Annotated in this window: 17 protein-coding genes; 7 read left to right on the top strand and 10 right to left on the bottom strand. The window is 69.6% G+C overall.

Features of this window, described 5'->3' with window-relative positions; all coding sequences use genetic code 11:
* The first annotated feature begins 1 nt into the window (after position 1).
* The 5 genes from DLJ53_RS24875 (at position 2) to DLJ53_RS24855 (ending at position 5,489) form a co-directional block, all read left to right on the top strand.
* Complete coding sequence (locus DLJ53_RS24875; protein WP_111350288.1) at positions 2–1,069, top strand: ABC transporter ATP-binding protein; 1,068 nt, start codon at positions 2–4, stop codon at positions 1,067–1,069.
* Complete coding sequence (locus tag DLJ53_RS24870; protein ID WP_111350286.1) at positions 1,062–2,069, top strand: ABC transporter ATP-binding protein; 1,008 nt, start codon at positions 1,062–1,064, stop codon at positions 2,067–2,069. Before DLJ53_RS24875 ends, DLJ53_RS24870 begins: the two co-directional genes overlap by 8 nt.
* 40 nt (positions 2,070–2,109) lie before the next feature.
* Entirely contained in the window at positions 2,110–3,630 is a 1,521-nt protein-coding gene (locus DLJ53_RS24865; protein ID WP_111350284.1) for an ABC transporter substrate-binding protein, read from the top strand.
* Positions 3,631–3,686: 56 nt separating this feature from the next.
* On the top strand, positions 3,687–4,382 hold the full coding sequence (locus tag DLJ53_RS24860) for an isochorismatase family protein (protein WP_111350282.1): 696 nt from the start codon (positions 3,687–3,689) through the stop codon (positions 4,380–4,382).
* Between the two features lie 213 nt (positions 4,383–4,595).
* A complete protein-coding gene (locus DLJ53_RS24855; RefSeq protein WP_111350280.1) occupies positions 4,596–5,489 on the top strand; it encodes an amidohydrolase family protein in 894 nt (297 codons plus the stop codon).
* Positions 5,490–5,574: 85 nt separating this feature from the next.
* Here the strand turns inward: DLJ53_RS24855 and DLJ53_RS24850 are convergent, their stop codons facing one another.
* The 4 genes from DLJ53_RS24850 to DLJ53_RS24835 form a co-directional block, all read right to left on the bottom strand.
* Entirely contained in the window at positions 5,575–6,033 is a 459-nt protein-coding gene (locus tag DLJ53_RS24850; RefSeq protein ID WP_111350278.1) for a DUF3237 domain-containing protein, read from the bottom strand.
* Positions 6,034–6,041: 8 nt separating this feature from the next.
* Positions 6,042–7,334 (bottom strand): TRAP transporter large permease, encoded by a 1,293-nt coding sequence (locus tag DLJ53_RS24845; RefSeq protein WP_111350276.1) that lies wholly within the window; start codon positions 7,332–7,334, stop codon positions 6,042–6,044.
* The gene (locus DLJ53_RS24840) at positions 7,334–7,855 is read right to left on the bottom strand and encodes a TRAP transporter small permease (RefSeq protein WP_111350274.1); all 522 of its coding nucleotides are present in this window, start codon (positions 7,853–7,855) and stop codon (positions 7,334–7,336) included. Before DLJ53_RS24840 ends, DLJ53_RS24845 begins: the two co-directional genes overlap by 1 nt.
* A 119-nt stretch (positions 7,856–7,974) precedes the next feature.
* Positions 7,975–8,997 (bottom strand): TRAP transporter substrate-binding protein, encoded by a 1,023-nt coding sequence (locus DLJ53_RS24835; RefSeq protein ID WP_111350272.1) that lies wholly within the window; start codon positions 8,995–8,997, stop codon positions 7,975–7,977.
* 312 nt (positions 8,998–9,309) lie between these two features.
* Here DLJ53_RS24835 and DLJ53_RS24830 point away from each other — a divergent pair, with 312 nt between their 5' ends.
* Positions 9,310–11,166, top strand: a complete 1,857-nt coding sequence (locus DLJ53_RS24830; RefSeq protein WP_111350270.1) for a feruloyl-CoA synthase — start codon at positions 9,310–9,312, stop codon at positions 11,164–11,166.
* 6 nt (positions 11,167–11,172) lie between these two features.
* On the opposite strand, the gene DLJ53_RS24825 is transcribed toward DLJ53_RS24830, so the two are convergent.
* From DLJ53_RS24825 to DLJ53_RS24815, 3 genes are all read right to left on the bottom strand, one after another.
* A complete protein-coding gene (locus tag DLJ53_RS24825) occupies positions 11,173–12,930 on the bottom strand; it encodes an FAD-dependent monooxygenase (RefSeq protein WP_111350268.1) in 1,758 nt (585 codons plus the stop codon).
* A 17-nt stretch (positions 12,931–12,947) separates the two neighbouring features.
* The gene (locus DLJ53_RS24820; RefSeq protein WP_111350266.1) at positions 12,948–13,898 is read right to left on the bottom strand and encodes an MBL fold metallo-hydrolase; all 951 of its coding nucleotides are present in this window, start codon (positions 13,896–13,898) and stop codon (positions 12,948–12,950) included.
* Between the two features lie 528 nt (positions 13,899–14,426).
* Positions 14,427–15,674 carry an ABC transporter substrate-binding protein gene (locus DLJ53_RS24815; protein ID WP_111350264.1) on the bottom strand — a complete coding sequence of 416 codons (1,248 nt, stop codon included), beginning with the start codon at positions 15,672–15,674 and terminating at the stop codon, positions 14,427–14,429.
* Between the two features lie 221 nt (positions 15,675–15,895).
* Here DLJ53_RS24815 and DLJ53_RS24810 point away from each other — a divergent pair, with 221 nt between their 5' ends.
* Complete coding sequence (locus DLJ53_RS24810; protein ID WP_111350262.1) at positions 15,896–16,804, top strand: AEC family transporter; 909 nt, start codon at positions 15,896–15,898, stop codon at positions 16,802–16,804.
* A 14-nt stretch (positions 16,805–16,818) separates the two neighbouring features.
* On the opposite strand, the gene DLJ53_RS24805 is transcribed toward DLJ53_RS24810, so the two are convergent.
* The 3 genes from DLJ53_RS24805 to DLJ53_RS24795 form a co-directional block, all read right to left on the bottom strand.
* Positions 16,819–18,357, bottom strand: coding sequence for an isochorismatase family protein (locus tag DLJ53_RS24805; protein WP_111350260.1), 1,539 nt, complete (start codon positions 18,355–18,357; stop codon positions 16,819–16,821).
* A gap of 10 nt (positions 18,358–18,367) precedes the next feature.
* Positions 18,368–19,216, bottom strand: coding sequence for an N-acyl homoserine lactonase family protein (locus DLJ53_RS24800; RefSeq protein WP_111350258.1), 849 nt, complete (start codon positions 19,214–19,216; stop codon positions 18,368–18,370).
* Positions 19,217–19,453: 237 nt separating this feature from the next.
* Positions 19,454–19,936 carry a hypothetical protein gene (locus DLJ53_RS24795; RefSeq protein ID WP_111350256.1) on the bottom strand — a complete coding sequence of 161 codons (483 nt, stop codon included), beginning with the start codon at positions 19,934–19,936 and terminating at the stop codon, positions 19,454–19,456.
* Positions 19,937–20,031 lie beyond the last annotated feature (95 nt).

Genomic DNA, 20,031 nt, shown 5'->3' with positions numbered 1-20,031 from the left:
TGTGACCGACGGTTCCCCGACCCCCGCACCGGTCCTGTCCGTGCGCGACCTCGTCATCGACGTCGCGACGCCGGACGGCACCGCCCGCATCGTCAACAACGTCTCCTTCGACGTCCCCTCGGGCGGCGTCTTCAGCGTCGTCGGCGAGTCCGGCTCCGGCAAGAGCATCACGATGCTCGCCCTCATGGGCCTTCTCGACAGCGCGTCGGTCTCGGTGACCGGCGGCACGGCGATGTTCGAGGGACGCGACCTGCTCGCCCTGCCCGAGGCGGAGCTGATGACGCTGCGCGGCACGAAGGTCGCGATGATCTTCCAGGACCCGATGACCTCCTTCAACCCGGTGATCACCATCGGCCGGCAGATCGAGGAGATGATCGCGATCCACGACCGCACGATGAGCCCGAGGGCCCGGCGCGACCGGTCGATCGAGCTCCTCGACCTCGTCGGCGTACCCGACCCGGCCCGGCGCGTGCGCCAGTACCCGCACGAGTTCTCCGGCGGCATGCGCCAGCGCGCGATGATCGCGATGGCCGTCGCCAACACGCCCAAGCTCCTCATCGCCGACGAGCCGACGACGGCGCTCGACGTCACCATCCAGGCCCAGGTGATGGAGGTTCTGGCGAAGGTGCGCGAGGAGACCGGCGCGGCGATGATCCTCGTCACCCACGACCTCGGCCTCGTCGCCGAATATTCCGACGATGTCGGCGTGATGTACGGCGGGCGGATGATGGAGCGCGCCGCGGTCGATCCCCTCTTCGAGGGGCCGCGGCACCCCTACACCATCGGCCTCCTCAACTCGATCCCGCGCCACGACACCGACATGCACGCGCTGTCGCCGATCCCCGGCCAGCCGCCGGCCGTTGGCGAGCACCCGTCCGGCTGCGTCTTCCACCCCCGCTGCGGCCTCTCGCGCGGACGGACGGTCTGCGCGGCGGACGAGCCGGCGCTGCGCCCGGTCGGCGCCGCGCGTCTCTCGGCCTGCCACTTCGTCGACGAGATCGACGCCTGGTCGGCCGCCGGCGCCCCGCCGCCCGAGTTCGCGCCGGGCGTGGAGATGGCCGATGTATGACCTCGTCCCCACCCGCGTCCTCGAAGTCGACGACCTCCACACCCACTTCAGCGTCCGCCGCGCGAGCGGCTTCCGGCGCGACACGCTGAGGGCCGTCAACGGCGTCTCGTTCGCCATCGATGAGGGCCGAACGCTCGGCCTCGTCGGCGAGTCGGGCTGCGGCAAGTCCACCCTCAGCCGCACGCTCCTCGGGCTCGAGACGCCGACCGCCGGCACGGTCAAGCTGCACGGGCGCACCATCGCCGGCCTCGGCAAGGGCCTCACCAAGAGCGACCGGCGCAACATGCAGGTGGTCTTCCAGGATCCCTACGCCTCGCTCGACCCGAGGATGAGCGTCCACGACGTCATCGCCGAGCCGCTGAAGATCCACGGCCTCTACCGTCCCGAACGGGTCGACGCGCTGGTCGAGGCGGTCGGCCTCTCGCCGGAGGCGGCGCGGCGGCTGCCGAAGGCCTTCTCCGGCGGCCAGCGCCAGCGCATCGCCATCGCCAGGGCGCTCGCCCTCGATCCGGCGCTGATGATCCTCGACGAGGCGGTGTCGGCGCTGGACGTCTCGATCCAGGCACAGATCCTCAACCTCTTGAAGGCGTTGCAGCGCAGGCTGAAGCTCGCCTTCCTGTTCATCTCCCACGACCTCTCCGTCGTGCGGCACATCTCCGACGACGTCGCGGTGATGTACCTCGGGCGCATCGTCGAGATCGCGCCGCGCAAGGCGCTGTTCGACGCCCCACGCCATCCCTATACGCGGGCCCTCCTGTCGGCCGCGCCGGTGCCGCGCCCGCGCGCCAACCGCACGCAGCGCATCATCCTCAAGGGCGACCTTCCGAACCCCACGAACCCGCCGTCCGGCTGCGTCTTCCGCACCCGCTGCTACAAGGCGACGCCCGACTGCGCCCGCGAGGTTCCGGCCCTCGACCTGAAGGCCCCCGACCACTTTGCCGCCTGCCTGTTTCCCGAGCCCGCACCGATTCCGGTGAATCGGGCGGCAGCGCCCGCCTGAGCCCCTCAGCCCTCATCCCGCCTGCACCAGGAGAAGCCCCATGATACCCCTGAAGGCCATCAAAGCCCCGCTCACCGTCGCGGCGATCGCGCTCTCGCTCGCGGCCATCGACCGCGCCGAGGCCGCCGAGGGCAGCATCTACGTCGCCCAGAGCGTCGACCCGGCGACGCTCGACCCGATGCAGAACATCGCGGCGCAGTCGCTCAACGTCTTCCAGAACGTGTTCGAGCAGCTCACCCGCATCGGCACGGACGGCAGTCTGGAGCCGCTCCTCGCCGAGTCCTGGGATGTCAACGACGACGCGACGGTGTGGACCTTCAAGCTGAACACCGGCTCGACCTTCCACAACGGCGAGCCCGTCACCGCCGACGACATCATCTACACGTACGAGACGATCATCAACAATCCGGGCGCGCCGGCGGCCGGGTACCTCAAGGCGGTCGACAAGGTCGAGAAGATCGACGACACGACCATCCGCTTCACGCTCAACCAGCCGTACGCCATCTTCGGCCGCCAGGTCAGCCTCATCTTCATCGTGCCGAAGAAGGCCTACGAGGAGATGGGCCCGGAGGCGTTCTCGACGAAGCCGATCGGCTCCGGCCCGTTCAAGGTCGAGGAGTGGGTGAAGGACGACCACATCACCCTCACGGCCAACGAGGACTACTGGAAGGGCGCGCCGAAGGTCGCCGAGGTGCAGTTCATCCCGATGCCGTCCGAGCCGGCCCGCGCCGCCGCCCTCGCCTCGGGCGAGATCGACATCGTGCCGCTGCTGCCGCCTCCCCTCGTCGACAGCCTGTCCAGCCAGAGCGGCATCAAGATCGACAAGGTGGAGAGCAACCGCGTCGTCTTCGCCGGCTACGTGCCGGACGACGGCCCGCTCGGCAACGAGAAGATCCGCAAGGCGATCGACTACTCCATCGACCGCAAGGCGATCACGGAGCGCCTGCTGCGCGGCCTCGGCAACCCGATCGGCCAGATCGCCCCGCCGGTGACCTTCGGCTACGACCCGTCCGTCGAGCCGACGCCGTACGACCCGGAGAAGGCCAAGGCCCTTCTCGCGGAGGCCGGCTACGACGGCACGCCGATCAAGTACATGTTCCCGACCAACCGCTGGGCCTTCGCCACCCAGTCGGCCCAGGCAATCGCGGGCTACATGCAGCAGGCCGGCATCAACGTCGAGATGGAGCCGATGGACTACGCGGCCTACCTGCCGATGTGGATCAACAACACGCTCGAGGGGATGTACATGTTCTCCCTCGGCATCTCGATCCTCGACGCCGACCTGATCCTCGGCCTCGAGTACGAGAGCGAGAAGAGCCACGGCTACTGGTTCTCCGACGAGCTCGACGCGCTCGCCAAGGAGCAGCGCGCCACCGCCGACCAGGAGAAGCGTCAGGCCGCCATCTCCAAGATCTGGCAGATCAGCAACGAGAAGGCGCTGTTCAGCCCGATCTACGTCGAGGTGCAGGCCTACGGCGTGCGCGACTGCGTGACCGCCTGGGAGCCGCGCGCGGACGAGCGGCTCAACTTCGCCGAGGCCGCGGCGACCTGCGAGCACTGATCGTGACGGCCGGCGCGGGTCCGTCCCGCGCCGGCCCCATCGAACGAGGACATCCGATGCCCAGATACGAAGACTTCGACCCCAAGACGACCACCATCGCCGACCTGCTCGACTTCTACGCCTCGCGCTATGCGACGCCGCACAATGTCGGGTGGGGCGAGAGGCCGGCGCTCGTCATCGTCGACTTCTCGATCGCGTTCACCAGTGCGGCGGCGCAGTTCGATTCCGGCGGCAACGGGTACGACGACGAGGTGGCCCGCACGGCCGTCCTGCTGGCGGCGATGCGCGATGCCGGCCTGCCGGTCTTCCACACGACCATCGCCTACGAGCCGGGTCTCGCCGACGCCGGCCTCTGGGCCAAGAAGATCCCGTGGCTCGACGGCCTTCTGGCCGACAGCCCCGAGGTCGGCATCGACCCGCGCCTCGAGCCGGCCGAGGGCGAGCCGGTCATCGTCAAGAAATACCCGTCGGTCTTCTTCCAGACCGACCTCGACGAGCGCCTCAGGGCGGCAGGCGTGGACAGCGTGTTCATCGCCGGCTGCACGACGAGCTCGTGCGTCAAGGCCAGCGTCGTGGACGCGATGGGCCTCGGCTACAAGACCTGCATCGCCGAGGACGCGGTCAGCGACATGAACCCGATGCTCCACGTCATCAACCTCGCCGAGATGCGCGGCCGTTACGCCGACACCGCCCCGGTCGACACCATCGTCGCCCGCATCGCCGAGCTGAAGGCGGGCAAGCACGCCGCCTGAGCCGCGGCGCCGCCCGGACCCTCCGGCCCGGGCACGACATTCCAGGAGACGCCGGCCACGGACCGCGGAGGGCCGGACCGGACGCTCCACGCAGTGACACGGGCGGCCTCGGACGAGGCGGGCAACCCCGCCGCCGCGACCGCTCCAACCCCTCCCGCATCGCGCCGCAACGCACCGACGGCGCGCCACGCGGACGATCAGGACACGAGAACAATGCAGCAAAACCGGGTGATGGCGATCGACGCGGTGGTGAACTACGAGTTCGCCGATCCGGAACTCGAGCGCCGAGGATGGGCGGAGACGTTCATCCGCGAGAAGATCGGCGCCGAGGAAGGCCGCATCAAGGGCCTGACCGAGGACGCCTTTCTCGAGAAGATGGACCGCGCCGGGGTCGAGCACTGCTTCCTGATCGCCACCAAGGCGGGCAGCAAGATGCACAAGATCCACCGCCACATCCCCTACGAGAAGGTGGCGGCGATGTGCGCGAAGTACCCGGGCCGCTTCTCCGGCCTCGCCGGCGTCGACCCGACCGAGGGCATGGACGGTCTCGCCGAGCTCGAGCGCGGCGTCAGGGAATACGGCTTCGTCGGCGCGCACCTCTACCCGCACTGGTTCGAGATGGCGCCGGACCACGCGCGCTACTACCCGATCTACGCCAAGTGCTGCGAGCTGGGCGTGCCGATCCAGATGCAGGTCGGCCACTGCCTGCGCTACTCCGACGAGCGGCCGCTGAAGAGCGTCGGCCGGCCGATCACCCTCGACACCATCGCCTGCGATTTCCCGACCCTGAAGCTCGTCGGCATCCACATCGGCTGGCCGTGGACCGAGGAGATGATCGCGGTCGCCTACAAGCACCCGAACGTCTTCATCGGCACCGACGCCTACGCGCCGAAGCACTGGGACGAGAAGTTCGTCCACTACATGAACACCTTCGGTCAGGACAAAGTGCTGTTCGGTACGGACTACCCGGTGGTGGACCTGGAGCGCGCGCGGATCGAGTTCGACGCGCTCGGCCTGCGCGACGCTCCGGCCCGCAAGGTCCTGCGCGACAACGCCATCAGGCTCTACGGCCTGAAGCTGCCGCTCAGCACCGCCGCCGCGGCGTAGTCACAGACGCCCGGATCGCGCCCCTCGCGATCCGATCCCGTTCGCATTGTGGCCCTCGCCCCCACCTGCGGCGCGGGGGCGGCGGCTACAGCACCTCGAAGACGTGCATGCGCACCGCCGACGCCTCGCGCGCGCCGGTGCCGATGCAGATGATGCTGTTGAGGTAGCGGTAGTCCGGCGCCCCGGTCTCGAACCGCGGGTGGGTCCGCATGTAGTACTCGCTCGGGTCCACATTCTCGCCGGCGGCGAGCCGGGCGAGCACCTCCGGCGGCCCGTGGCGGACGCCGAAGTTGCGGATCTCGATCAGCGCGCCGTCGTCGGTCTCGATGGCGTACCGGGTGTCGAGCTCGGCGAGCCCGTCGGGAAAGACCGTCTGCCAGTCCGCCCCCTGGTTGAGGATCCGGCCCGAGAAGCGCCCGCTCACCGAACCGCCCACGATCGGGATGATCCGCCGCCGGCCGGCCCGTCCCGGCCCCAGCTCCATCGGGGAACCCAGCTCGACGTAGAGGTCGATGAGGTGGGACAGGCGGGGCGGTTCGGCCATCGGAGCGCTCACATCGTGCGTGGCAGGAAGAGGACGATCGCCGGGAAGGCGATGTAGAGGATCAGCCGCAGGATATCGGCCAGCACGAACGGCAGGATCCCCTTGAAGATCGTCTGCAGCGGCACGTCCCGCGCGATCGTGTTGATGACGAAGACGTTCATGCCCACCGGCGGGGTGATCAGCCCCAGCTCCACCGTCACGACGATGATGATGCCGAACCAGATGGGATCGAACCCCAGCCCCTGGATCACCGGGAAGACGATGGGCACCAGCAGGATGATCATCGCCATCGCGTCGAGGATGCACCCGGCGAGCAGGAAGAACCCGAGGATCAGCGCGAGCGTGCCGTAGGCACCGACGTCGAGGCCGACGAGGAACTCCGTCAGCTTCTGCGGCGTGCGGGTGATGGCGAGGAAGTAGCCGAAGAGGACCGCGCCGATGAGGATCGTGTAGATCGCGACCGAGGTCCGCAGCGCCTCGGTGAGGCTCGCCATGATGAGGCGCGGGCCGAGCCGGCCGCGCAGGACGCCGATCAGCATCGTCAGCAGCGCGCCGACCGCGGCAGCCTCCGTCGGCGTGACGACGCCGAAGTACATCGCGCCGATCACCAGCACGAACAGCAGCATCACCGCCCAGATCCCCGACAGCGAGGCGAACCCCTCGCTGAGGTCGAACGGAGTCCCCTCCGGCAGCGACGACCGGTGCGCGAGCCGGACCGCCGCCATGTAGAAGAGGATCGCGATCAGGCCCGGGATGATGCCCGCCACGAAGAGGACGCCGACGTCCTGCTCGGTGATGTAGGCGTAGACCGCCAGCACCACGGACGGCGGGATGAGGATCCCCAGCGTGCCGCCCGCGGCGATGACGCCGGAGGAGACGTCCTCGGGGTAGCCGAACCGCCGCATCTCGGGGAGCGCGATCTTCGTCATCGTCGCGGCGGTCGCGACGGAGGAGCCGCAGATCGCGGCGAAACCCGCGCAGGCGGCGATGGTGGAGAGCGCGAGGCCGCCGCGGAACCGGCCGAGCCAGGCCTGCCCGGCGCGGAACATCTCCCGGCTCATCCCGGAGTTGGTGGCGAAGACGCCCATCAGGATGAAGAAGGGGATCAGCGACAGGTTGAAGTCGGCGATGACGCGGATGGGCGACGTGGTCAGGAGGTTCAGCGCCGGGCCGAACCCGCGTACGGCGGCGAAGCCGAACACGCCGACGAGCCCCATGGCGATGCCGATCGGCACCCGCAGCGCCATCATGACGAAGAGCGCGACGAAGCCGCCGGCGGCAACGAGATCAGCGTGCGCCATCAGCCGTGCGCCTCGTCGTCCTGGTCGATGCGCTCGGCATGGTCCAGGGTGTCGCCGCGCAGGATGATCAGGCCGAGCCGGGCAGCGACGGTGAGCACCGCGGCGGCGGCGCCGAGCCAGATGACGCCGAGCAGCGGCCACACCACGAGGCGCAGGTCGAACGTCGCCTCCCCGCCGCTGTAGGCCCGGTCGACGCGGGCGAACATCTTCCACGCCAGGAGGACGACGAAGACGAGGACGAGAGTCCAGGCGAACGCGTCGACGACCCGCCGGACCGGGCGCGGCAGGGCCTCGGCGAAGATCTCGACCTTGATGTGCGAGCCGCGGAAGCCGAGCGCGGCAAAGCCCCACATCACCGCGGCGCCGATGAGGAGCCGCGACAGGTCGAAGGAGTCGGGCACCGGCACGGCGAAGAGGTACCGGCCCACCGCCGACACCACGATGAGAACCGTCACCAGCGCCAGGAGCAGGCCGGCGACGGCCTCCGTGCCTGCACAAAATCGCTCGAGAAACCGTACCACACGCACTCGGACCGCTGCGGGTCCGCCTTTGTTGCCGGGGATGACCGGGAGGGTCGCGGCCCGGCGCGGTGCCGCGCCGGGGAAATGGCCGGCCCGGGCGGTCCCGGCCGGCCGCTGCGTCAATCGCCGGCGGGCATCCGCGCGTCGTGCGCGTCGAGCGCGGCGAGGAAGCCGTCGTAGGCGGCCTGGGCGTCGATACCGCGTTCGCTGACCGCGGCCATCCACTCCTCGGTGAGCGGTGCGGCGGCCTCGCGCCACTTGGCGAGATCGTCGGCGGTGGGCTTGTAGAGGGTGTGGTCGGGGCTTTCCGCCATCTTGGTGCGGCCACCCGCCTCGACGTCGATCCAGCCGTCCACCACCTTCTCCGCCCACTCGGACGTGCAGTGGTCCATCAGGACCTTGCGGTTCTCCTCGGAGAGGCCATCCAGCATGTCCTTGTTCATGACGAGCGCGAAGGTCGTCACGTAGAGCGGCGTGTCGAGGTGGTGGGACACCTCCTTGTCGATGCCGAAGATGTAGATCGACTCCCAGGGGAAGGTGATCATGTCGGCCGCGCCCTTGGCGATGGCCTCGCGCGCCTCGGGCGCCGGCACCTGTACCGAGGCGCCGCCGATCAGGCTGACGAAGCGCGCCATCGTGGCGTGGGCCGGGCGCACGTTCTTGCCGGCGACGTCGGCCGGCACGTGGACCGGCGTCTTGGAGTGGAACGTGCCGGGATCGTGGACCTGGGCGAAGCAGAAGGTGACGTCGGGCATCTCCTCGGCGGCGTACTGGCTGTACCACTCGTGGAGGGCGCGGCTGCCGCCCTTGGCGTCGGACACGAGGAACGGCAGCTCGCCGACCGCGATCAGCGGGAAGCGGCCGGGCTGGTAGCCCGGGTTGATCCAGGCCATGTCGGCGATGCCGTCACGGGCGAGGTCGTAGTGGTCGGGTGCGGCACCGAGCTGCTGGGCCGGGAAGAGGTTGATCTTGATGCGGCCCTCCGACGCCTCCTCGATCGACTTCGCCCACGGCTCGAACCCCGTGGTCTGGATTGGATGGGTCGGCGGCAGCCAGTGCGCGAAGGAGAGCTCCACCTCCTGCGCGGCCAGACTGCCCGGAAGGGCCAGAGACAGGGCGCACGCCAGCGCTGTTCTCAGCATGTTTCGTTTCCTCCTTGGTCCGGCGATCCATGGCCGCCGGATCTATTGAAGCGCCGCAGATCCCGCGCCGCGCACCGCGCAGGTTGGCGGTGAACGCGGCGGCCCGCAACGTCGATTATGCGGCGGCGTGACGGGCCCGGGCCGCACGGCGGTCCATAAGCGCCATTGTATTCCCCCCGCAACGAACTATCGTTTCGCTCTGCGTATCAGGGCGGCCGGTCGATGAAAAGCGCCGCGCGCGAGGCCTGAAAGACGCCGGAGACACCGGCGCAACGCGGCGCCGCCGGCAGGCGTGACGCAGGGAGGACGAAAATGGCCGCCAGACGGTTTGCACCGCTCGCGACGTGGACGCCCGACGTCCGCCACGAGACCCGCGCCGACGGGACCACGCTGGTGTGGCGGGCCGATCCGCTGGGCCCCTACCCCGACAAGATCACCGAGCGGCTCGACCACTGGGCCGCTGCCGCGCCCGACCGCACCTTCCTCGCCGAACGCGACGGGGACGGCTGGCGCCACCTCACCTACGCCGAGTGCCGGACGGTGGTTCGCGCGCTCGGACAGGCGTTCCTCGACCTCGGGCTCTCGCCGGAGCGGCCCCTCGCGATCCTCTCCGGCAACGACATCGAGCACGCGCTGATGGCGCTGGGGGCGCAGTACGTCGGGGTGCCGTCGGCGGCGCTGTCGCCCGCCTACTCGCTGCTGTCGCAGGACTTCTCCAAGCTGCGCGACATCGCCGGGCAGCTGACGCCCGGACTGGTGTTCGCCGCCGACGGGGCGCGCTTCGGCCGGGCCATCGACGCGGTCTTCGCCGGTACGCCGGTCGCCCTGACCCGCGCCGGGCTCGAGGGGCGGCCGGCGCTGCGCTTCGCCGACCTCGCCGCGACGGAGGCGACCCCGGCGGTCGACGCGGCGCACGCGGCCGTCGGGCCGGACACGGTCGCGAAGTTCCTGTTCACGTCGGGCACGACCGGCTCGCCGAAGGCCTCGATCCAGACGCAGCGGGTGATCTGCTCCAATCAGGAGATGATCGCGGACTGCTACGCCTTCATGCGCGAGGAGCCGCCCGTCATCGTCGACTGGGCGCCCTGGAACCACACCGCCGCCGGCAACAAGAACTTCAACCTCGTGCTCTACAATGGCGGCACCTACTACCTCGACGGCGGGCGTCCGACGCGCGACGGGATCGTCGAGACCATCCGCAATCTGCGGGAGATTTCGCCGACCTGGTACTTCAACGTGCCGGCGGGCTACGAGATGCTGCTGAGTGCGATGGAGGATGATCCCCTCCTGCGGGAGACGTTCTTCGCCCGGCTGCGGATGATGATGTACGCCGCCGCCAGCATGGCGCAGCACACCTGGGACCGTCTCAACGCGGTCGCGGCGGCGACGCGGGGCGAACCGATCCTCCTCTCCACCGGCTACGGCGCGACCGAGACGGGGCCGTTCGCCCTCTCCTCGATGGAACCGCAGGACAGTCCCGGCAATGTCGGCATCCCGGCGCAGGGCGTGACGCTGAAGCTGGTGCCGCACGGCGACAAGCTGGAGGCCCGGCTGAGGGGCCCCAACATCGCCCCCGGCTACTGGCGCAACGGGGACCTCTCGCGGGGTGCGTTCGACGAGGAGGGCTTCTACCGCGTCGGCGACGCGCTGCGCTTCGCTGTGCCGGGCGATCCGGCGCGCGGCTTCCTCTTCGACGGACGCCTCGCCGAGAACTTCAAGCTCTCGACGGGGACGTTCGTCTCGGTGGGCGCGCTCCGCGCGGCCTTCGTCGACGCGATGGGCGGCCTCGTCGGCGATGCGGTGATCGCCGGGGAGGACCGCGACCGCGTGGCGGCGCTGATGATCCCCCACGTCCCGGCGCTGGCGGCACTCGTCCCGGGCGGGCCCGGAATGTCACGCACCGGGCTGCTGGCCCACCCGGCGGTGCGGGCCGCCGTGGCCGAGCGGCTGACGCGGCTCGCGGCGGAGGCGACTGGATCGGCGACGCGCGTGGTGCGGGCGATGTTCCTCGACGACGACCTCTCGTTCGACCGCGGCGAGGTGACGGACAAGGGCTCGATCAACCAGCGCGCGGTGCTGCGCCACCGGGCGGACCTCGTCGCCGCGCTCTACGGCGACGATCCGCGCGTGATCCAGGCCGACCCCGCGGTCGTGGCGCAGGGGGTCTGACGCGGCTCATCGCGTTTCCATCGTGGCGCCCACCGCCTCCAGCGCCTCCTTCGTGACGGCGGGACCGGCGGCCGCCATCATCGCGAGCACGAGGCGCGCGTTGAGGGCGGCGCTCGCCTCCTCCGACAGGCCGCGGTGGAGCTTCAGGAGCGTGGCGTAGCGGGCATCGGCGTCCTCGCCGTCCTCCAGCGCGCGCGGCGGCAGTGCGTGGACCCCGCGCCCCTCCATGACGGCGTCGCGCGCCGCCGCCACCGTCTCGGCGCTCGCGCCCTCCGGCCACACCGCCGCGACATGCTGGTCGGGCCGTACCAGGACGAGACCGCGGCCGTACCGCTCGGCGATGGTGCCGCACGCGGAAACCTCCAGCGGGGTGACGCCTTCCACGACCGGCGCCGGCATCCCCACCGCGAGGAGCACGAAGCCGCCGCCCAGCGCCGACAGCAGCCACCCCTCGCCGAGCGGCGCGTCCGGACACGGATCGCCGGGCCGCAACGGCGCGGCGGCGCCAGGCGGGGCCCCGCCGAAGAGCGGCGCGAGCGAGGCCGGGCGGCTCAGGCGGCCCGAGTTGATCAGCGGCCGCGCCGCCGGAAAGTGCGAGGAGACTGCGAGGAGCTCGTCCCGGAACATCCGCTCCGCCTTGTTGCGGGGGGACATGAAGTTGGTGGAGCGGGCCGAGTTGACGATGTTCTCGTCCGCCGCGTGCACCCGCTCGGCGTCGTAGGTCTCGATGAGGGCGGGCGGTGCCTCGCCACGGATGACGGCGGCGAGCTTCCAGGCGAGATTGTCGACGTCCTGGATCCCGCCGTTGCCGCCGCGCGCGCCGAACGGGCTGACGACGTGAGCCGCGTCGCCGGCGAACAGGACGCGCCCGTGCACGAACCGGGCGAGGCGGGCGCAGCGGAACGAGTAGACCGACACCCAGTCGATCTCGAACGGCCGCCCGGCCACCGCCTTCTCGATGCGAGGGCGGACCACGTCGGGGCGCCGCTCCACCTCCGGGTCCGCATCCGGGCCGAGCTGGAGGTCGATGCGGTAGATGTCGTCCGGCTGCTTGTGGAGTAGCGCCGTCTCGCCGGGGTGGAACGTCGGCTCGAACCAGAAGCGGCGCTCGGAGGGGAAGTCGGCCTTCATCTCCACGTCGGCGATGAGGAAGCGGTCCTCGAACGCGGTCCCCTCGAAGGCGAGGCCCAGTCGCCGGCGCACGGTGGAATGCGACCCATCGCAGGCAACAAGCCAGGCGGCGCCGAGCTCGTACGTGCCGTCGGGAGAGGCGACGGTCACGGTCACGCCAGCCTCGGTCTGCGCGACGTCAGTGACGCGGCTCCGGAAGCGCAGGTCGATGAGGTTGCCCAGCTCGCGCGCGCGGTCGATCAGGTACTCCTCGACGTAATACTGCTGGAGATTGATGAACGCCGGCATCTTGTGTCCGGCCTCGGGGAGGAGGTCGAAGCTGTAGACCTCCCGGTCGCCATGAAAGAGCCGGCCGACCTTCCAGGTGATCCCCTTCGCCAGCATCCGGTCCGCCACGCCGAGGCGGTCGAAGATCTCCAGCGTGCGCTTGGCCCAGCAGATCGCGCGCGAGCCGACGGAGACCTTGTCGCCGTCGTCCACCACGACGGAGGCGATGCCGTGCCGGGCGAGGTCGATGGCCGCCGTCAGTCCGACCGGCCCCGCGCCGACGATGACGACGGGCGCCCGGCTCGCCGTGCCCGACAGCTCCGGTGCGGGGCGATAGGGGAGCGGGCCGTAGTCATAGCGTGCCATGAGCCCTCTCCTCTCGCCTATCCCTGGAGCGCGGCCCACATCATGCGGTCGCGCTCGGCGGTCCAGATGCGGGGCGTGTCCATGCCGAGCGCCTCGTCGTAGGCGCGCGCCACGTTGAACGGGAAGCAGTGCTCGTAGATGGCGAAGTCGCCGAACTTCGCGTCGCACGCGGCGCGGACGGCGTCGGCCGCCTCCCGCAGCGACCCGCCGCGGGCGGCGACCTGCGAGACGGCACGGAAGTGGCTGTCGACGAAGTCGCGCGTCGACGCCAGCGCCTCGGTGACCCTGGCTTCGCCCACCAGCGCGTCGCCGCGGCCGGGTGCGATGGCGGCGGGGCGGAAGGCGGCGATGGCGTCGAGCGTGCCGCCCCAGTCGGCGAAATGCGCGTCGCCGCAGTAGCAGGCCGACCTGTACTCGACGATGTCGCCGGTGAACATCACTCCCGCGTCCGGCACCCAGGCGACGATGTCGCCCGCCGTATGCGCACGGCCGAGGTGCATGAGGTCGACGCGCCGCTTGCCGAGGTAGACCGTCATGCGGGTCGCGAAGGTCATCGTCGGCCAGGTGAGGCCGGGGATCGACTCGTGCCCCTCGAAGAGGCGCGGGAAGCGGCCGAACTCGGAGTCCCAGTCCTCCTGCCCGCGCTCGGCGACCATCGCGCGGCACTTGTCGGAGGCGATGATCTCGGACGCGCCGTAGGCCGACGCGCCCAGCACGCGCACGGCATGATAGTGCGAGAGGGTGACGTACTTGATCGGCTTGTCCGTCACCGTGCGGATCCGCTCGACCACCATGTCGGCAAGGCGCGGCGTCGCCTGCGCGTCCATGATCATGACGCTGTCGTCGCCGATGATGACGCCGGTGTTGGGGTCACCCTCGGCGGTGAAGGCCCACAGGTCCGGGCCGATCTCGGTGAAGCTGATTTCTTTGGCCGCCAGATCACCGGCGGACGCGAACGACTTGGCCAAAGCGGCCCTCCCCTCGGCTGAGGGCCGACCGGCCCCGCCCTCCCGTGACGTGCCGTTTCCCGGCAACTTGGCCGTGAGGTTAGGCGCCCGGCGGCGGCCCCGCAACCTCGCCGCGCGACCGTCCGGCGGGCATCGGCGGGGGACGGGTCGATGAGGCGGCGGAAAGGAATTCGGCCGCAGCGGTCGGGTACGCTGCGGCCGAAAGGCTCCCTGTGGGGACGACGACCCCGGAGGCCGACTGCGCAGACCGGCGCGGAGTCGGGAGCATCCTGTTCCGGTCGGACCGGGTGTCCGCAGCGGTGTCGGGGGACCGCTGCAGCAGACGGCATCGGACCGGCAAGATCGGTACAGCACCCGTCTCGACACACCGGCCCGTCGCGGTGCTGAACGACGACGGACCGTGGCTCGCCCTGTCCGCGAACCACGGTCCATACATTAATCACACGTTGTGTCAGCATTTAGGCAGCCGGGGATGAACTCCCCGGCGGCCCACGGGTCCTTACGGCGCCGGAACGGTCGGTGCCGCGATCAGCAGTCCGGCACGTCGCGGCCGGGGCGGCCCATCTTGTCGAAGTCTTCCTTCGACATGCCGAGGGTCTGGTTCACGCCGTCGACCTTCTTCACGACCTTCGTCGCAAGGGTGCCGTCGTCCTGCTCCACCACCTCGATCACGAAGTTGGTGCCGATCGCCTGGCGGTTCTCGTCCAGCTTGATCGGCCCGTTGGGCGCGTCGAGCTCGAGGGTCGAGAGGCACTGGCGGAACTCGGGGTCGCCGCCGCCGAGCTTGCCGTCGACCTTGTCGAGGCACTGCAGCGCGGCGCTCGTCGAGTTGTAGTAGTTGGTGGCGAGGAGCGAGGGACTGGCGAAGCGCTCGGACGGCGGATAGGCGTCCTGGTAGGCCTTCACGTAGGCCTGCCACTTCGGGTCGTCCCAGGTGTCGGCCTGGCCGGAGGAGGCCGGGGTGCCGATCAACGCCTGTTTCGCGGAGCCCTTGGAGTTGAGCACCGTGCCGTCCACCATGATGGTGCCGCCGATGAGGTTCGCGTCGCCGCCGGCCTGCTGGTACTGGTTCAGGAAGTTGACCGCGTCGCCGCCGCCGAGACCGAGGTAGATCGCGTCCACGTCATCGGGCAGCGCGGCGATCACCGAGGCGAAGTCCTTGGTGCCGAGCGGGACCCAGAAGCGGTCGACGATCTCGCCGCCCGCGTCGCAGAACTCCTTCGCGAAGCCGAGGAAGTTGGTGTGGCTGAAGGAGTAGTCCTCCGCCACCGAGGCGACGTACTTCCAGCCCTTCTCGTTGGCGACGTAGTCGCCGAGGCCGACGCCCCACTGCGCGCCGTCCATGTTGAAGCGGAAGTAGTTCTCGGACGGGTTGACGTAGGTCGTCTCCTGCGCGCCGGAGGCGGCGTCGATGATCGTCACGTCGGGATACTGCTTGGCGAGGTCGCGCACCGCGATCCCCTCCGAGCCCGAGAGCGGACCGATGACGAAGTCGACCTTGTCCTGCTCGATCAGCTTGCGAACGGCGCGGACGGCGACATCCGGGCTCGCGTCGGTCGGGGCGACCACGTACTCGATGGGGCGGCCGCCGGCCTTGTTGTCATGCTGCTTCAGCGCGAGCTTGAAGCCGCGCATGCCGTCCTCGCCCAGCACGGTATACGTGCCCTCGAGCACCGCGGTGACACCGATCTTGATGGGATCGGAGTCCTGTGCGAGGGCAGCACCGGAGACGAGAACGGCCGACGCGGCGACCGTCGACATGAGCATTCGTAGCATTCGTTCACTCCCTGATCATGATGCCGCTCTTGACGGCGGCCGATCCGGAGAGTTTGCGACCCGGCGTTGCAGATCGTCATCCCTCATAGTCTCAAAATTGTCCGGGACTACAGGCGAAGCCGACGTTTTGAGCTTTCACGACGAAGTGGAGCCGCGAAGGCTTGCCAGTCCCTCCCGCGGCGCTTTAAGCGTCGGGTGACATTGAAACGGCGGGGGATCTCTTGGCGATCTTCGAGGTCCTCAGCGACCCTGTGCTGCCCGTGTACGCGATCATCGCGGTGGGCTACCTGATGGGCCGCTGGTCGGTGGTGTCATCGTCCGAGGCGCGGATCCTGAACCGCGTCGCCCTGTCGCTCTTCCTGCCGCTCCTCATCTTCGGCCTCATCATCGACGCGCCGATCCGCACGTTCGACCCCTCTCCGGTTGTCCTCTACTTCGCGGTGGAGGTGCTGATCTTCACCCTCGGCGTGCTGCTGGCGCTCAAGGTGTTCCGGATGGGTCCGGGCGAGTCGGTGCTCCTCAGCTTCGCCGGCATCTTCAGCAACACGGTGCTGATCGTCCTGCCCATCGCCGTCCTGCTCTACGGCGCGGAGAACATCCTCGAGGTCACGGCGGTCCTGACGCTCGACTCCACCATCACCTTCGCCGGCGCGATCATCGCGCTGCAGCTCATGAAGCTCGGCAAGTTCACCCCACTCGCGGTGCTGTCGTCGGTGGTACGCTCGCCGATCCTCGTCGCCATCGTCGCGGGCCTCGCGGTGAACCTCGCGGGGATCACGATCCCGCACCCGGCCGTCACCTTCATCGACTTCAACGGGCACGCGGCCCCGCCGATCGCCCTGTTCGCGCTCGGGGTGCTGCTGTCGGAGGTGAAGATGACGCTGGAGCCGCCGGTGGTCGTCTTCACCGCGGTGAAGTTCCTGCTCTTCCCGCTCACGGTGTGGCTCGCGATCGAGATGTTCGCGTCGAATCCGGCGGCGGCCGACCGCTTCGTGCTGGCGGCAGCCGCCCCGGCGGGCACCATGGCGTTCAGCCTCGCCGTCCTCTACGGCGTCAGGACGAGCCGGATCGCGCAGGTGATCGTCTACACCAACGTGCTGACGATGCTCTCCCTCTCCCTCCTCGCCTGACCGCCTGACCGGCGTCAGCCGAGCGCGTCGAGGACGGCGTCCGTCGTCGTGACGGCGGAGACGTTCTGCAGCGCGTAGTCGATGGACGCGCGGTGCCAGTCCGCGTTCATCGTGGAGCACGCGTCCTCCGGGACGATCATGAGATAGCCCTTGTCGGCGCCGGTGCGTGCGGTGTGCTCGACGCTCATGTTCGTCCATGCGCCGCAGGAGATCAGCGTGTCGCGCCCCTCCGCCTTGAGGACCGTCTCGAGGCGCGTCCCCTCCCAGGCGCTCATCCGGCACTTCTCGACCACGTAGTCGCCGCCCTGGGGCTCCAGACCCGGCACGGGCGCCGCGCCCCACGTGCCGCGTACCAGCGCGTTCGCCTCGATCGTCCCCTCGAAAAGGGGCGCGTTCAACGTCATCCCCGGCGCCCCCGGATCGACGACGAACCACACGAAGATCACCGGCACCCCCAGCGCGCGGCACCGCTCGGCGAGGCGCGCGGCGTTCTCGATCGCCCGCTGCTCGCGGCAGTGCGCCGGCGCGCCAGACGACGCGAAGGCGCCGCCCTCCATCACCACGTCGTTCTGCATGTCCTGGATGATGAGGGCGCAGCGGGAGAGCTCTAGCCCGCCCTCCACCGGAGCGGCGGAGGTGCGGGACGGCCGGGCCCGCATGTAGGGCTCGCTGCGCGGTCCGACCTTGACGGGGAGCGAATAGAGCGAGGTCGAGGCGGTGACGTAGAGCGTGCGCCAGTCGGTCCCGCCCCAATGGAAGTTGGCGGCGAGCTCCGGGATCGCGACGCGGCCGATGTGCCGCCCGTCCGGCGCGTAGACCCAGATGCCGCCCGGCGCCGTCACCCAGACGTTGCCCTCGAAGTCGCACTTCATCCCGTCCGGCACGCCGGCCTTCAGCGAGTCCTTGATGCCGGAGGCGAAGACGCGGCCGTTCCTGGGCCGCCCCTGGCCGTCGACGTCGAAGACGCGGATGTTCGTCTGTTCCGTGTCGTTGACGTAGAGCCGCGACTCGTCGGGCGAGAAGCACAGCCCGTTGGGCATCGAGAACTGGTAGCGGTCGACCACCAGTTCCGGCTCCGCCATCCCCGGCTTCACCCGGTAGACGCCCTGGAAGCCCAGCTCCCGCGGCCGCTCGACGCCGAAGACCGGCATCCGCCCGTACCAGGGGTCGGTGAAGTAGATCCAGCCCTTCGACGAGACGACAACGTCGTTCGGGCTGTTCAGTTCCCGCCCCTCGAAGTGCGAGGCCAGCACCTCGCGCGTGCCGCCGGGCGTCAGGCGCACCAGCGAGGACGTCGCGTGCTCGCAGACGACGAGGTTGAGGTCGGTGTCGAAGGTCTGGCCGTTACCCTTGTTGGTGCCGCGCTTCACCTCGCGCACCCCCGACGCGTCGGCGCGGCGGCGCACGTCGGCCGGGATGTCGGAGAAGAGGAGGTAGCCGTCCGGGTGCCAGACGGGGCCCTCGGTGAACTGGAAGCCGGAGCCGACCTGGGCGACGGGGGCGTGCTCGTCGACGAGGGCGCGGAAGGCGGGTGTCAGCGCGTCGTGGGCCATCGCCGCAGCCTCAGGCCGGGAACCACTGGCGCTGCGGGACCGTCTCGCGAAGCGGCCCCGGCACCTCCATGTCGAGGCGGCCGACGATCCTGCCGCGCTCCACCTTGGCCGGCTTGTCGTGCACCGGCAGCAGGAACTTCGACCCGGACAGGAGCTTCTTGATCGCCGCCTTCTCCTGCCGCTTCGTGGTCGAGTGGTTGCCGGTCACGCGCGGCTCGTTCTCGTGAATCTCGTTGAAGGGGCGCACGACCTGGTCGTTGATGTCGTAGATCACGTCGCCGCAGATGGTCACCCGGCCCTCGGCGGTCTCGACATGGACGTTCATCGACCCCTCGGTGTGCGCGCCCGCCCAGTCGAGGGTGACGCCGGGGATCAGCTCGACCTCGCCGGTCAGCTCGGTGTCCTCGAAGCGCAGGGCTCCGGGCGTGTGCAGCCGCTCCACGAGGTGCATGACGTCCGGCTTGGGGTACTGCGGGTGCATCAGTCCCGAGACCGAATGCTCCATCTCCCGCCGGTTGACGACCACGGTGGTCGTCATCGGGAAGTGGTCGTCCTTGCCGGCGTGGTCGATGTGAAGGTGCGTGTGGCAGATGTAGCGGATGTCCCCCGGCTTCAGGCCATGGCGGGCGAGCTGGTTCTCGACCTGGTTCTCGTGGAACGACAGGCCCCGCATGCCGAGCGTCTCCATGATCGCATTGTCGCGGAAACCGGTGTCGACGAGGATCGGGTAGTCCCCGCCGAGGATGAGGAAGCCGTAGGTGTACACTCGGCGGGTGCGCCCGCAGTCGCGCCCCAGGACGAGGAAGGACGACTCCAGCTCGATATCGCCGAAGTCGAGCACCTTGATTTCGAGTGCCATGCCTTCCCCCATCCGTGTCGTCGGGATCGTCCGCCCCGTTGTGGGAAAGGCTAACAACGCGAACTTCTCGGCGCACCGCCAGAAGACGCAAAATCAGACGACAGGGTAAGCCCGCCGGCCGCCGTGAACCGGCGTCCCTCGACTGGCGCGACCTGCCGCGCGACCGGCGATCGCGGTCCGAGCATTTCGCACACCTTGGCGCGGCACGCCGTTCACTGCGCCGCGCCGGGGATCACGTCACAGAATGAAGAGGTGATCGTCGAACCCGTGGAACAGCGTGTGCGACTGCAGCTCGTCCACCGTGTAGACGACCGCCTCGACCACCGTCGTCCCCGGATCGCTGTCGTTGTGGTTCGTCCATTCGGGCGTGTGACCGGGAACGGACGAGCCGACGATCCCGCGCTTCAGCGTGACGTCCCCGACCTTGTGAAGCCCGGGGATCTTCGCCGCCGCCTCGCCGTCGCCACCGGTGTCGAAACCGAAGTCGGAGGCGGAATTGAGGTCGGCGTCGGTGGTCATGCGCCCCTGCTGCTGGAAGACGCCCCCGAAGTGCGAGCCGCCCCCCTCACCGTAGATCCCGAAGCTCTCCGACGGGGCGGGCCTTTGGCCGGTCGTGCCGTCGCCGAAGTGCAGGCCGGAATCGTCGACCAGGAATGTCTGCTCGCCGCCGTCGGTATAGAGCCGCGTCATGCCGAGTGTCTGTCCGATCACTCCGCTCATAGCATCCTCCTCCTGTGCGCCAATGCGGAACACTCGGAAGCTGGCTGCCGCGGGCGCCGGGCGCAGTGACGCGAAACACGTTCATGCGGGCTGGC

Source organism: Acuticoccus sediminis, assembly GCF_003258595.1.
GTDB classification, from domain to species: domain Bacteria; phylum Pseudomonadota; class Alphaproteobacteria; order Rhizobiales; family Amorphaceae; genus Acuticoccus; species Acuticoccus sediminis.
Note: the sequence above shows the minus strand (reverse complement) of the source record. Positions and strands in the feature narration are given on the sequence as shown.